This is a genomic window from Planktothrix sp. (assembly GCF_046067725.1).
GTDB lineage: Bacteria > Cyanobacteriota > Cyanobacteriia > Cyanobacteriales > Microcoleaceae > Planktothrix.
The window spans coordinates 1-14,670 of the sequence record NZ_JBJUDF010000198.1; the positions used below are offsets into that span (position 1 = coordinate 1).

Below are 14,670 nucleotides of genomic sequence, written 5' to 3' on the forward strand. Positions count from 1 at the left end.
TTCTTTGCCGTGCATCTGGCAGTTTTGATATTGCCACACAAAACGGTAGAGTAGCAGGAATTAGCCATAAATATTGTCAATCAATTCACAAAAAGGATGGTTATTCTTATGGATTCTAAAAGAAACCAGGCGGTTAAAACCGCTTGGGTCGGTTTTCCTCCTCGCTCGCTCATAGACGAGGCTTCTAACCTTCCCATGTTTTTATGTGAAGAAAAATTTCTTTTTAACCTACATTTCGCTCGACTTTAATCCTAGAATCCAAAATCCTTAAAATAAATTTCCCATGTAGGGGCGAGGTCTCCTCGCCCTTACAGGTGCTCTCAAAATAACTCCCCCCACTCCCCCTGCTCCCTATCTTCGACACATAATTAACGTATTCGCCGAAATATATCCCTCGAAAGGTTCACTAATTTCTACCCAATCTCGTTTTTCGCCATTGGTATCAGGAATTAATTTATAATTCTCAACTAATCTGACACGGGCTCCTGATGCTACACCCCCAACTCGTTCGGAAAATCGAGACGGTTTTCCCGCACAACAACCCCTCTAGGTGCAGCATATAAATCTACTTGACGACAAAGACTAACGGGTGTTGGTTTAGGATTTTCAGATTGATTTTCACAGTCTAATAAATTTCCCGTTTCATCAGGAAAGCCATTAGAAATATAACCCTTTACAGGTGCAGTAATTTCAATCCAAGTCCGACCATCAGGGCCACGAGTACCTTTCGTATCCACTACAGTTACTTCAGTTTTAAACCCGACACCACCCACTACCGGGGAATTTGGAGTCGGTCGAGCATGAACGGCTAACCCCTGGGGTTCACCAATACGACGACATAAACTAGAACGACTTTGGGCCATTTGGCTGTCTGAATTCGCGGTTGACGGTTTCGTTTGAATATTAGCTAAGGTGGGTAATTGACTTCCCATGACCGCTAAAACAACGAATGCCAAAACTCGAAAAGATTGACTCCTTAATCGAAAATTATTCATGAATTTCACTCCTCATTTAATCCCACACCATTTGTTAATTAAAACTGACGTAAAAAGCGTAAATCGCTGGCATAAACCCGTCGAATATCATCAATTTGATGGAGTACCATCGCAAATCGTTCGACACCAAAACCCGCCGCAAATCCCGTATATTTTTCTGGGTCATAACCCACTGCTTTTAAAACATTGGGGTCAACCATGCCACATCCTAACACTTCCAACCATTTGCCTTGCCATTGTAAATCGACTTCGGCGGAGGGTTCAGTAAAGGGGAAATAACTCGCCCGGAAACGCACGGGTAAATCCCCAAACATTTGTCGGAGAAACTCTTTAATAGTTCCTTTTAAATCCGTAAACCGTAAGCCTTCTTCAATCGCTAAAAGTTCAATTTGATGGAACACCGCCGCATGGGTCGCATCAACGGTATCGCGACGATAAACCCGACCCGGTGCGACAATGCGGATGGGGGGTTGATGTTGTTCCATGTAGCGAATTTGTACCGATGAGGTATGGGTTCTCAATAAATTGCCATCGGGTAAATAAAACGTATCCTGCATATCCCGTGCAGGGTGATCCGGTGGCGTATTTAACGCTTCAAAATTGTAATAGTCTGTTTCCATTTCCGGGCCAGAGGCAACGGTATACCCCAACCCCACAAAAATATCTAACGCTCGATCAATAATGCCATTGAGGGGATGAATTCGACCTTGGGAATGATACACTCCTGGCATAGTTACATCCAGGGTTTCCGACTGAAGTTGAGCTTCGAGTTGAGCGCGTTGTAAGGCGGTGCGTTTTTCCTCTAAACCGGTTTCTAAGGCTTTTTTAACTTCATTGGCTAAAGCTCCAATGCGAGGACGTTCACTGGGGTCAAGTTTTCCCATTGCTCCTAGTACAATAGAAACTTTGCCTTTTTTGCCTAAATAGTTAATTCGTAATTGTTCTAATTCATCCAAGGTTTGACAGGCTGCGATCTCCGTTGTTCCTTGAGTGCGTAAGCTTTCTAATTGAGTTTCTAATTCACTAAGTTGAGTTGCCATAGATTCGGATCAAGAATAGAGCGCGACGGGTAGGGGAATAGTATTGTCCTGCCTTTGCTGAGTGTAACGTAATTTGCTACCCTTCACGGATTAACCTTGGGTTGAAAATACTCAAGATCACAACCTGTTCACAGGTGGGACTGACTGAGGTTAAAGATTCCCATCCTTATCAAAAAAGGGTGATATTTTTTGTACCGAACCCATCTTGAACACTAGATTCTGACTCGACTACACTAGATTTTTTAATCTTATGGGCAGTAGGGGGAATCATGAGCCAAACCATTGTTAGGATGTATATGCAGATTCGGGATGCAGTGGAAACGGACTTACCCACAATTGTAGAGATTTATAACGCCGCTGTTCCGGGGCGAATGGCAACGGCGGATTTAGAACCGATCTCTGTAGAAAGTCGCATTCCTTGGTATCAGGAACACAAAGCCCAAACTCGTCCGGTGTGGGTCGTGGAATTAGATGATCAAATTGTTGGATGGTTAAGTTTTCAGATGTTCAATGGTCGTCCGGCCTATCATCGCACCGCAGAACTTAGCATTTATATTCATCCTGATTATCAAGGTCAGGGTATTGGCAAAAACCTTTTAACTGAAGTTATTGATCGCAGTCCTGAGTTGGGATTAAAAGCGTTAGTTGCCTTAATTTTTGCTCATAATCAACCGAGTTTAAAATTATTTGAAACCTTTGAGTTTAAACAATGGGGTTATTTGCCTAAAGTTGCCGATTTAGATGGGATTGAACGAGATTTAGTGATTATGGGACGGCATATCGATTAGATCAGGGAAAAAATTGCTCTTCGCTATTCTATCATGATTTAACCCCTATTTGATGATCAATGTTGATTTAAAATCGTTTTGATATGATCAACAACGGTATGGGTTTGTTCAACCATTGCTAAATGTCCACAGTTGGAAATTTCAATCACATTGTTATCTCCTTGACGAAATAACCAATGAAAACTGGCTAAATGACGAACATATTGGGGTTCCATAATTACATCTTGCAGTCCCGCCAAAAAATAAACGGGTTGTTGCAGTCGAGATACCACCTGCGGTAAACGATGGACTTCCGCTTCCGTCGTAGAATCTAATAAAGCACCTAATGCAGCTTCAGGATGGGCGATGACAAAATCAATTAACCGTTGTCGTCCCCACCGTTGTTGAATGGGACAAGCCACTTGAGCACGAGTAAAAACTAAATCCAATAACGGTAAATAACATAACCATCGGGGACGAAATTTAACCAGTTGTTCACCCACAGATCGAAATTTCTCAAATTCTTCTTTTAAGTAAATTCCTCCCCCAGCATTGACACATATCACCCCTTTCACTTGTTCAGGTAGTTGATCGGCGCCTACAAGGGCAATAGTTCCCCCCAGAGAATGACCAACCAACCAAGCATTTTTGAGGTTAAGCGTGTCCAATAAAATCGCTAAATCTTCCGCATAGGAAATGGGGGTATATACCGCTAGTCGTGAGGGGTTTCCCTGCAACAGTTGAGAATCTCCAAACCCCCGTAAATCATAGGATAAACATTGATATTGAGGGGATAGCAGGTCGATGACCGGTTGCCAATAATGACGACTAAGCAACCAACCATGAATAAAAACCAGGACGTCACCCGAAGGGGTGGGCGACGTCAATTCGTAAGTGTGTTTAACTCCCTGGATATCGATCATAGCCATATTCCTATCGTATCCTGAAATGTATTTTTCAGGAATCCGTGATCACTCATCCGTCATCAAGGGGTGTCAGGTGTAGGAGTTGACACTCCCTTGCTGGTTGATTTTGAACCGCCAACTGTCAAGGATCAACAGTTTCCTATTAATAACTTTATAAGACCCAGGTGGGAGGTTGAAAACGAGCGTGTCTATGCCTTACGGCAGGCTACGCCAACAGACCTGAGATGAAAAACGACTCAGGGGAATAAATTCCCCGCGAATATTTTCCTGATTTATATTAATATAAAAACAGGTCGAAAGCAGGAGAATTTCATGATAGTTTTAGAATACAAAGTCAAAGGCAAGCTTGAGCAATACAAAGCGATTGCTCAAGCAATTCGTACAACTCAATTCATTCGCAATAAAGCGATTAGATACTGGATAGATCATTCCAGAGAGTTGAAAATCGACAAGTTTGCCTTAAACCGATATTCAACGACTCTCAGAAAAGAATTCTCTTTCGTTAATGACCTAAATTCAATGGCAGTTCAATCCGCAGCCGAGCGGGGATGGATTGCCATTAGTCGTTTTTACGACAATTGTAAGAAAAAGATTTCTGGTAAAAAAGGATATCCAAAATTTCAAAAAGACTGCCGTTCCGTTGAATATAAAACAACAGGATGGAAGTTACACCCAACTAAAAGGCAAGTTACCTTTACCGACAAAAACGGGATTGGCAAACTTAAATTACAGGGGAAATGGGATATCCATACCTACAATCTTAAAGACATCAAACGGGTGCGATTAATTCGTCGTGCTGACGGTTATTACTGCCAGTTTTGTCTTGGTATTACCATTACCGATGTTCAACCGAAAACGGGAAATGAAATTGGAATTGATGTTGGCATTGAGTCATTTTACACAGACTCTAATGGACATCAAGAACCAAATCCTAAGTTTCTGAGAAAGGCGGAAACGTCTATTAAAAAATCTCAGAGACAAATCTACAAAAAGGTTAAGGGTTCATCGAGTAGACGGAGAGCTAGAAAAATTTACGCTAAAAAACATTTAAAAGTAAGTCGGCAACGGAATGAACACGCTAAAAGACTAGCGAGTAACGTATGCAAGTCTAACGACTTAGTAGCCTACGAAGATTTAAGTGTTAGAAATTTAGTTAAAAACCATTGTTTAGCTCAATCAATTAGTGATGCTAGTTGGTATTTGTTTAGAGAATGGATAGAATATTTTGCAGCTAAATTCGATAAATTAGCAATACCAGTTGCACCCCATTTCACCTCACAGAGATGTTCTAATTGTGGGGCAATTGTTAAAAAATCTCTATCAACTCACACCCATATTTGTAATTGTGGATGCGAACTACATAGAGATACAAATGCTGCAAAAAACATTCTCAATCTTGCAAAACAAGCTAGGGGAGGGCATCCCCAAAGTAACGCTAATGGACTAGAAACCTCTACTCTTCTTGGGGAAACCCTGGTCGCAGCACGTATCTAGGTTGAAGTTAGAATCTCAGCGTCTTCAGACCTGAGAGTGTCAATCAAAATTGATGGGGCATAAATCGTTAATTGCTCCACCCACAAGGGGATGTGGTTTTTCGGTAAATTTTATGAAACATCATGTTTGTATTGCCATTGGCATTAATCAATATCAATACCTGCAACCGTTAAATTATGCTCAAAAGGATGCAGAAGCGATCTATGAATTTTTGGTCAATACGGCTGGATTTCCTCAAGAGAAGAGTTTATTACTCACGGAACACTCACCCCAGGTCTTAGGGATGTCCACCACTCCTAATCAAGAAAATATTTTAGAGTGGGTAGAATCCTTATGCAAAGAGCAACTCAGTCGTGAAGATGTTCTCTGGTTTTTCTTTAGTGGCTATGGGTTTAGTCAAGACGGAAAAGATTACTTACTTCCCATCGATGGTAACCCGGCTCAGTTAGAAACAACGGGGATTTCAGTTCAAACCTTGTATGACTATCTCAAGGCAGCACCAACGGATAAAATTTTAGTATTGTTGGATATTAATCGCAGTCAGGGAGCACACGCTGGGGAAAGTGTGGGAGTCCAAACGGTTGAACTCGCCCGCCAATTGGAAATCCCGACTATTTTATCTTGTCGCCGAGAACAGTTATCACGGGAAACCTCGGCTTTGCGGCAAGGATTTTTTACTGCGGCGCTATTAGAAGGATTAAAAGCGGGAGAATGTTCCACATTAGACCAATTAATCCATTTCCTCGGAGAACGTTTACCCGAACTGACCGAACAACATTTAAGACCGAGACAAAAACCTGTCTTTGCTGTTTATCCAGCCACTAAACTCCAACAGGTGATTTTACCTGCTGAAAGCCGTCAGGTAGCGAGTGTTAGCCTTTCCAATGCTATGAAGGAAATGAATATGCCGACTGTAGAACCTTACAAAAATGGTACTGCTCCTTTAACCGAAGATCCTTTGAAATTATCAGCTTCTTCTTATCAAAAAATGGAAGATTCAGAAACTCAAACCCATAAATCTACAGAAAAAAATGAACCTTTAACCGAGGATTTATCCTCGAATTTTGCCCCTTCTGTACAGCAACCCGCACCCCAAATTCCTGCTAATTCAACAGAGGATACTATGTCAGATAGTTCATTTTTACAACGGCTAATTCTTTGGAGTGGAGCAACGGCACTGGTTTTATTACTGGGTGTTTTTCTCACCAATAAACCCATCTTTTTAGGTGAAAAAACAGCTAAATCTTCTACCACCAATCCCACAGTAGTGACGAAGGAAAAACCTTCTGCAACATCCCCTGAAACGGGAACGACAACGACACCTAAAACCCCTGCTACGGCTGAAGAATTAATGGGACAATCTAAAGTCTTGTTAAAAGATACTTCAGCTTCGGGTTTTAGCAAAGCCATTGCGTTAGCGGCACAAATTCCTGATGGTGATCCTCAATTTAAACAGGCACAAGCAAATATTGAACAATGGAGTCAAATTATTCTTGATATTGCCGAAGGACGGGCTCAAAGTCAAAATTTACAGGGTGCTGTTGATGCGGTTAAATTGATTCCGAATGCGAATCCGACAATTTATCAACAGGGACAAGAAAAGCTGAAAGAGTGGGAAGCTCAATTAGCAGTTGTCAAAAATAATCAAGCCATTGTGAGTGAAGCTAAAGCTTTAATTAAACCGGGTCAGGCTTCAACTTATAGTGATGCCATTGGTAAAGTTGAACAAATTCCGGCTGATCAACCTGGATATGCTGAAGCTCAAAAATTGATTAATCAATGGTCAAATGAAATCTTAGCGATTGCTCAATCTCGTGCTCAGAAAAAACAATATAGTATTGCCATTGAAGCGGCTCAATTAGTTCCTAAAAATTCACCAACCCACGATGCTGCTCAAAAAGCGATCGCTGAATGGAAAACGAAAGTTCAGAAAAAATAATTCTAGGGGTTGACAGTTAACAATTAATCGTTAACCGTCAACCATGAATTGTTAACAACTGACGCGCTTATTCTGGAAGTTTAACCTTGGTTCCGCCTAAACCACAATAGCCATTCGGATTTTTGGCTAAATATTGTTGATGATAACTTTCAGCGTAATAAAATTCCGGTGCTTCCAGAATTTCCGTTGTGATAGTTCCATAACCTGCTTGTTTTAGTGAGCTTTGATAAACATCCCGTAAAGCTTCGGCTTGTTGACGTTGTGAGTCGGAATAAACATAAATTCCTGAACGATATTGGGTTCCGACATCGTTACCCTGACGCATTCCTTGGGTCGGATCATGGCTTTCCCAGAACACTTTCAGCAATTGTTCATAACTAATAATTTTGGGATCATAAACGACTCTCACCACTTCGTTATGTCCGGTTAACCCGCTACACACTTCTTCATAGGTGGGGTTAGGCGTCAGTCCGGCTGCATAACCAACGGAGGTACTAAACACCCCGTCCTGTTGCCAAAACCGACGTTCTGCACCCCAAAAACACCCCATTCCAAACATTGCCATTTCTAAACCTGCGGGAAAGGGAGGTTTGAGGGGGTTGCCATTCACGTAATGTTTATCGGGTACAGGCATCGCTTCCGTCCGTCCGGGTAAGGCATCGGAGGCGGAAGGCATTTTCAGCTTTTTACCCAGTCCAAAGATGTACATGGTTAAATCGATTTGTGAAGAATAACTTTACATATCTTAATATTAGCATCATTAATTAGAATAGAGATAACCACCCATCAACTCAGGACTGAGAAATGAAAATAGCAACCTGGAATGTTAATTCAATTAGAACCCGAAAAGATCATATTGTACAATGGTTACAAACAAATCCTGTTGATATTTTATGTTTGCAGGAAACTAAAGTAATTGATCAAGATTTTCCCCGTGCTGTTTTTGAAGACCTAGGTTATCACGTTTATATTTATGGTCAAAAAGCTTATAATGGAGTGGCTATGTTCAGCAAAAATCCCTTAGAATCCATTTATTTTGGGTTTTCAGGAATTTTAAATACTCAACAAGCTCAAGATTTTGATCAACAAAAACGAGTTTTAACCGGAATCATTAATCATGTTGCTATTGTTAATTTATACGTTCCTAATGGTTCTAGTTTAGAGAGTGATAAATATCAATATAAATTAAACTGGTTAACTTTTCTCAAGGATTATTTAAAATTATTGTTAACACAAACTCCTAATTTATGTATTTGTGGAGATTTTAATATTGCTTTAGAAGATCTTGATATTCATAACCCGAAAAATAGAGAAACGCATATTATGGCGAGTGATGCAGAACGTCAAGCTTTACAATCGGTATTAGACTTAGGCTTTAAAGATGCTTTTCGCAAATTTACCTCAGAGGGGGGACAGTTTAGTTGGTGGGACTATCGCCAAGCTTCCTTTCGACGCAATAGCGGATGGCGCATTGATACCCACTATTTAACCTTACCCCTTTACGAACAAGCGATCAGTTCTATGATTGATAAAACTCCTAGAGCTTGGGAACAACCGAGTGATCATACCCCCGTTATTTTAACCCTAGATTCACCTCCTCAACCTCAATGATTGATCAAAGTGATCGTGTTTTTAGAGTCGTTGTAAATTTTTTAGGAAAAAATCTTCAGTCAAGGGTGCGAATAGGGTAATATAATAGTTTGTGCAAAATCTTCATTAATTTAGGCTCATGGCTGTACCCAAGAAGAAAACTTCTAAGTCCAGACGCGATATGCGGAAAGCGACTTGGAAGCGGAAAGCAAGACTACAAGCTGAAAAAGCGTTATCCCTCGGTAAGTCTGTTCTCACAGGTCGTTCTAAAGGGTTCTACTATCCCACCGACGACGAAGAAGAAGGCGACGAAGAATAAACAATTAGACTGTGCGACATTACAGACCAATAGTGGCGAGGAGGTCTTACTGTTAGGGTGAGAAAACCTCGCCGTTATCATTTAAACCGGGAAAGTTAATAAATTACGAGATCTCGCTTTACCATTTAAGAAATTTTCAGCTATAATCAGGGAACACCTAAAACCCGACACCTTGGGGTGAGGCTTGTCCTTACCCCACCCCCTCAAAAAGTATCAGTCAAAGCATTTTAATGAACTCGTTACTCCGTTTTTTAGCTTCTTCTGCAAGAAGCTAAAAAGCTGGGGTCATGCCCCAGCCTTCTAGGTCTGCATCGTTTCGATTCAACAGCCATCTGGCCCGCAGAAAGTTCTCCCGTACAGTACCTCTGCCTCACAGATGTAGATAATGCCCGCATAATCGTTGAAAAACTTGATTGCGACCTTATCCGCAATATTCTCGGCCATCTCCCGATTTTCGGTGAGTACCTCGAACTTTACATTAGAATCGGTGTCGGCAGTGTTAGGTTTACCCGTAGAGCGCACGTTACGACTACCTTTACCGCCAGTATCCACCACTGTATAACCGGTCGCCCCGGCTTCTTCGATAATCTTGGCGACCTTTTTGATCAGAACCTTTTCGGTGACGATGACCAGCTTGTTGGCACGCTTGGACATATTACTTACCTCCTGACCTACGTCAATTGATATTATATATTGAGTTGCTTAATCTGCTGGGTCAAGGGATCGCCAACAGGACGCGACCCCTGTGGAATTAGCCGCCTATCGCTTGGGCAAGCCCAATAAAGAAGGGTATACACAAGCCGATGGCAACTGGTGTACCGACGGCTGTGGACGCGCCTATATAAGCGGATGGATTAGCCGAAGGGATACCAGCCCGCAACGTCGGGGGGCCTGAGATATCTGAACTAGAGGAAGCGATGACAGCCAAGACGACAACACCACCCAAGCTAAATCCCATGGTGTAGTGGGCAATCAGACCCAGACCAAAGGCGATCAAGCCATGTACAAAGGGTGCGAGCACACTATACACGACGTACCATTGGGCTACCTTACGCAGTTCGCCAATTCTTGACCAAGCTTCCATACCCATGACCAACATCAAGATCGAAAGCAAGCCGCGAAAGGCGGGATCGTAGAAGCTTTTATAGACACTTTCTGGCTGGGTGAACAGTCCCAGAGCCAAACCTAACAACATTGCTGATAGTGCAGGCCCCCGCAGACTTTCCTCGATGATTGGCCAGATCTTGACTCGATTATCAGCAGGATCTTGCTGCTGGCTGAGATACTCTTGGCGGGTGCGGGGATACTCTTGCTGATCGGGATAATCCCCTGCTGCAACGGGCTGCTTGCTGGGATACTCGTTTTCTACTCTACGCTTCTTCTGGTTGAGATAAATGTTAGCCACAACAATTGCAGTGACGAGCGCGGGGATATCCATGAAGGGATAGAGTGCACCAGCCCATGCTTCGTATGGGATTTTTTCTTCTTCCAGTAGTGTTAGGGCAGCGGCCATGGTGGAGCCACTCACCGCACCAAACAAACCTCCGGTGGCGATCGCATCCACAGTTCTGACCTTGGGCAGCTTGGCTAATGTATAACGGGCGATGAATACAACCAGAACCCCTACGACTATAGCAAACAATGCCGGTAACACCATATCCATCAGATTGGAATTGCGGATGGCAATGCCACCGGTCAGACCGATTTTGGTGAGCAGCATGAAGACGATGATCGTACAAATTGACTCTGGAATTACCAATTCGCTACCCAGAGCCGCAATGATCATCCCACCAATCAAAAAGCCGAGTGTCGGGGACTGCAACTGCTTAACGAAGTCCGTCAAAAACAAGGACAAAAAATCCACGAATACCTCCTTCTGCCTCCTCTAACAAAGAGCGACTATTGTAATAAGTGAGCTTTTAAAAGTAGGGGTGAAGCACTGCACCCTTATAGCACAGGTGTTACGCGAACATCTGTCGGCAGGCGGTTCAGAGATGGCTAATCTCCGAATGGAACTGGAAGGTGTCGCTCTCCTGTCATAACTTCCATAGACCAAGATCTATTAAAAGTCAAAATTCTATGTACTTAAGTCTATCCTTGAAGTTGCACAAACTTATGATGACTTTATATGAATATATTTAATAAATTATTAAAAATTAATAATTTTTTTTAATTATAAAAGTTAAACCACTCCACAGCCCAACAAAAAAGTCCAGGCGTGAGATGAATCGAGTACGCCGAGCAGGTGGCGATCACCGCTAAGTAGATAAAAAAAATGAATTGTACAAATAAGCAATAATGATTTATTCTAAAAAAATCACTTTAAAGTTATAGCGACTTGGGGGCAATGTGAGCAACGATTCTCTACCACCACAAAGCTCGTCAAAACAACTCTTGAATCTGGAAGAACCCGAAGGTCAGGTTCCTCTGGATTCTAAATTTTATGTTGAACGTTTTCCCATTGAAGCGGACTGTTATCAAACTATTGCTAAATCCGGCGCTTTAATACGAGTCAAAGCTCCTCGACAAATGGGTAAAAGTTCTTTATTATCTCGAATTATTGATTATGCAGATCAACAAGGATATCGAACCGCCTACCTAAATTTTCAATCGGCGGATAGTGAATTTTTGAGTAGTTTAGATCGATTTTTACAATGGTTTTGTGTCAGTCTGAGTGATGAACTCAATCTGGAGAATAAACTAACCGATTACTGGACAGAAGATTGTTTAGGAAGTAAACGAAAAAGTACCAATTATTTTCAGCGTTATTTACTCGCAGAAATTCAGAATCCTTTGGTTTTAGGATTAGATGAAGTTGATCAGATTTTTCAATATCCTCAAATTGCCACCGACTTTTTTGCCCTCTTAAGAACGTGGCATGAACAGGGAAAAAATATGCCTGCTTGGAAAAAATTACGATTAGTGATCGCTCATTCTAAAGAAGTTTATATCCCGCTTAATATTAATCAATCTCCCTTTAACGTTGGATTAGCGATTGAATTACCCGAACTCAATTTATCTCAAGTTCAAGATTTAGTTGAACGCCATCAATTAAATTGGCAACCGGATCAACTTAAACAACTCATGGTGCTACTGGGAGGAAATCCTTATTTAATTCGCGTTGCTTTATATCAAATTGCACGGAAACGATTAACCTTAGAAGAATTAATTCAATTAGCACCGACAGAAGAAGGGCCTTATGATCAACATTTACGTCGTCATTTACTCAATTTAGAAACCGATGAATCTTTATTAACAGCCTTTAAACAAGTTGTTACCTCTGAACAACCGATGCGTATTGGTGCATCAGAAGCCTTTAAATTACGCAGTATGGGATTAGTTAAAATTAAGGATAATTTACTTGAACCCTCCTGCAGTCTCTATCGTGATTATTTTCGAGAACATTTACGCGAAAATTCAACTATTACTACTGAATTAAAACCGCCTCAGTCCTCAACTAACCCGATTGATAAACCTAAAATTACTTTAGCAGCCATTGTCTTTACTGATGTTGTTAATTCTACTCAAATGATGGTTGCAAATCAAACGCAAATGTTAGAATCACTAACCCGTGATTTTCAACTCATGCGAGACATTTGTAACCGCTATGAAGGACAAGTCTTAAAATCAATGGGAGATGGATTATTAATGTATTTTAACAGTGCTGTTAAAGCAGTTTCCTGTACTCAAGAAATCCAAAAAACCTTAGTGCGTTCTGCTGCTTCTTTACCCTCTGAACAGGTACTATATCATCGAATGGGGATTCATTTAGGCGATGTATTTTTTAGTGGTAATGATGTTTTAGGGGAAGGTGTAAATATGGCAGCACGCCTGCAAGGTCAAGCGTGTATGAATGGTATTTGTATTTCTAAAACCGTTTATGAAGTTGTGAAAAATCATATCCATTTAGAGGCAAAATTTATGGGATCAAAACCGCTAAAGGGATTTCCTGAACCTGTCGATTTATATCAAATTAATCCCTAACTGTTAACTCAACTGTTGAATAATTTTAGAGGAATAATCAATGTTTGAAACTCCAAGATTAACAGATTTTTATCAAGTGGGTGGAAGTCTACCGCCGGACGCACCAACTTATGTAAAACGACAAGCTGATGAAGAATTATATCAAGCGTTAAAAGCCGGAGAATTTTGTTATGTATTGAACTCAAGACAAATGGGGAAATCCTCTTTGCGAGTTCAAACCATGCAGCGATTAGAAGCAGAAGATGTAGCTTGTGCAGTAATAGATATTACCTTAATTGGAACCAGTGATGTCACCCCGGAACAATGGTATGCAGGGTTAATTGACTGCTTAGTCGGATATTTTGATTTATATAAAAAATTTAACCTGAATACATGGTGGAAACAAAATCATTTACTATCTTATGTTCAACGGTTAAGTAAATTTATCGATGAAATCTTACTAGAAGAAATTCAACAAAATATTGTTATTTTTGTCGATGAAAGTGATAGTATTCGCAGTTTAAAATTTAAGATAGAAGACTTTTTCGCCTTAATCAGAGCTTGTTATAATCTGCGAGTCGATCAACCCAAATACCAACGATTAACCTTTACCATTTTAGGGGTAGCCAGTCCATGCGATTTAATCCAAGATAAACAAAGAACCCCCTTTAATATTGGTCGAGCCATTGAATTAACCGGATTTCAATTCCCAGAATCTCAACCCTTAATTAATGGATTACTAACCCAAACAGAAAACCCTGAAAACCTATTAAAATCCATCTTATCTTGGACAGGAGGACAACCATTTTTAACGCAAAAACTTTGTCAACTGATTAGAGAAACGGCGGAAAAAATCCCGTTAAATCAAGAAGCGGAATGGTTGGAAAAATTAGTCCAAGAACGAATGATTAATAACTGGGAAGGACAAGACACCCCGGAACATCTAAGAACCATTCGAGATCGAATTCTCCATGCAGGACATCAACACACGGGACGACTTCTAGGAATTTATCAAAACATCTTACAACAGCAAGAAATTGTAGCTGAAGATAACCCCGATCAAGTGATGTTGAGGTTATCAGGATTAGTCGTTAAACAGGCAGGGAAACTGAAGGTTTATAATCAAATTTATGCCCAAGTTTTTAATTTAACGTGGGTAGAAACAGCCTTAGCCGATTTACGACCATATTCAGAAGATTTTATTGCATGGGAAAAGTCAGAACGTCAGGATGAGTCTCGTTTGTTACAGGGAGAAGCGTTAAAAGAAGCGAAACAATGGGCGGAGGGAAAAAATCTCAGTAGTGAAGATTATCAATATTTATCGGCGAGTGAAGCATTACATAAACGGGCGATGCAAGCAGAATTAGATACTAAACAAAAAGCTTATGAAATTTTATCAAAAGCCAAACAACGAGCTACTTTAATCGGGCTGATTTCTGGTGTCGTTGCTTTTGTTGCTTTCGTTTCTTTCGTTGGATTGATGATTGCAAGCAAAGAAGAAACATTAAGATTATATACCGTAGAAATCAGGTTAAAAGCTGCTTCTGTGATGGAATTCTTCAGTCAGGGTCAAGAATTATTAGCCCTAAAAGAAGCCTTAACCACTGCCAAACAACTCAACAAATTAGGTGATTCTG

The 14,670-nt window shown here is 40.9% G+C and carries 13 protein-coding genes; 7 read left to right on the forward strand and 6 right to left on the reverse strand.

What is annotated here, in order from left to right; genetic code table 11:
* Positions 1 to 491: 491 nt before the first annotated feature.
* Together ACKPEB_RS12435 and pheS are read right to left on the reverse strand one after the other, a co-directional pair.
* Complete coding sequence (locus tag ACKPEB_RS12435; protein ID WP_408965245.1) at positions 492 to 995, reverse strand: SH3 domain-containing protein; 504 nt, start codon at positions 993 to 995, stop codon at positions 492 to 494.
* Positions 996 to 1,033: 38 nt separating this feature from the next.
* On the reverse strand, positions 1,034 to 2,035 hold the full coding sequence (gene pheS, locus ACKPEB_RS12440) for a phenylalanine--tRNA ligase subunit alpha (protein ID WP_408965246.1): 1,002 nt from the start codon (positions 2,033 to 2,035) through the stop codon (positions 1,034 to 1,036).
* 296 nt (positions 2,036 to 2,331) lie between these two features.
* Here pheS and ACKPEB_RS12445 point away from each other — a divergent pair, with 296 nt between their 5' ends.
* A complete protein-coding gene (locus ACKPEB_RS12445) occupies positions 2,332 to 2,823 on the forward strand; it encodes a GNAT family N-acetyltransferase (protein ID WP_408965257.1) in 492 nt (163 codons plus the stop codon).
* A gap of 56 nt (positions 2,824 to 2,879) precedes the next feature.
* On the opposite strand, the gene ACKPEB_RS12450 is transcribed toward ACKPEB_RS12445, so the two are convergent.
* Positions 2,880 to 3,731, reverse strand: a complete 852-nt coding sequence (locus ACKPEB_RS12450; RefSeq protein ID WP_408965247.1) for an alpha/beta fold hydrolase — start codon at positions 3,729 to 3,731, stop codon at positions 2,880 to 2,882.
* 309 nt (positions 3,732 to 4,040) lie between these two features.
* On the opposite strand from ACKPEB_RS12450, the gene ACKPEB_RS12455 reads away from it, so the two are divergent.
* Positions 4,041 to 5,222: an RNA-guided endonuclease InsQ/TnpB family protein gene (locus ACKPEB_RS12455; protein WP_408965248.1), complete on the forward strand. Its 1,182-nt coding sequence runs from the start codon at positions 4,041 to 4,043 to the stop codon at positions 5,220 to 5,222.
* Between the two features lie 112 nt (positions 5,223 to 5,334).
* Positions 5,335 to 7,161: a caspase domain-containing protein gene (locus ACKPEB_RS12460; RefSeq protein ID WP_408965249.1), complete on the forward strand. Its 1,827-nt coding sequence runs from the start codon at positions 5,335 to 5,337 to the stop codon at positions 7,159 to 7,161.
* Between the two features lie 67 nt (positions 7,162 to 7,228).
* On the opposite strand, the gene msrA is transcribed toward ACKPEB_RS12460, so the two are convergent.
* Positions 7,229 to 7,870: a peptide-methionine (S)-S-oxide reductase MsrA gene (gene msrA / locus ACKPEB_RS12465; RefSeq protein ID WP_408965250.1), complete on the reverse strand. Its 642-nt coding sequence runs from the start codon at positions 7,868 to 7,870 to the stop codon at positions 7,229 to 7,231.
* 95 nt (positions 7,871 to 7,965) lie between these two features.
* Between msrA and xth the strand changes: the two genes are divergently transcribed.
* Both xth and rpmF read left to right on the forward strand, forming a co-directional pair.
* Entirely contained in the window at positions 7,966 to 8,772 is an 807-nt protein-coding gene (gene xth, locus ACKPEB_RS12470) for an exodeoxyribonuclease III (RefSeq protein ID WP_408965251.1), read from the forward strand.
* A 118-nt stretch (positions 8,773 to 8,890) separates the two neighbouring features.
* Positions 8,891 to 9,070 (forward strand): 50S ribosomal protein L32, encoded by a 180-nt coding sequence (gene rpmF, locus ACKPEB_RS12475; protein ID WP_408965252.1) that lies wholly within the window; start codon positions 8,891 to 8,893, stop codon positions 9,068 to 9,070.
* 321 nt (positions 9,071 to 9,391) lie between these two features.
* Here rpmF and ACKPEB_RS12480 read toward each other — a convergent pair whose 3' ends face one another.
* Positions 9,392 to 9,724, reverse strand: coding sequence for a P-II family nitrogen regulator (locus tag ACKPEB_RS12480; RefSeq protein WP_408965253.1), 333 nt, complete (start codon positions 9,722 to 9,724; stop codon positions 9,392 to 9,394).
* A gap of 97 nt (positions 9,725 to 9,821) precedes the next feature.
* Positions 9,822 to 10,934, reverse strand: coding sequence for a sodium-dependent bicarbonate transport family permease (locus ACKPEB_RS12485; RefSeq protein WP_408965254.1), 1,113 nt, complete (start codon positions 10,932 to 10,934; stop codon positions 9,822 to 9,824).
* Positions 10,935 to 11,419: 485 nt separating this feature from the next.
* Between ACKPEB_RS12485 and ACKPEB_RS12490 the strand changes: the two genes are divergently transcribed.
* Entirely contained in the window at positions 11,420 to 13,054 is a 1,635-nt protein-coding gene (locus tag ACKPEB_RS12490; RefSeq protein ID WP_408965255.1) for an AAA-like domain-containing protein, read from the forward strand.
* A 40-nt stretch (positions 13,055 to 13,094) separates the two neighbouring features.
* A partial coding sequence (locus ACKPEB_RS12495) for an AAA-like domain-containing protein (protein ID WP_408965256.1) occupies positions 13,095 to 14,670 on the forward strand: 1,576 nt, incomplete at its 3' end.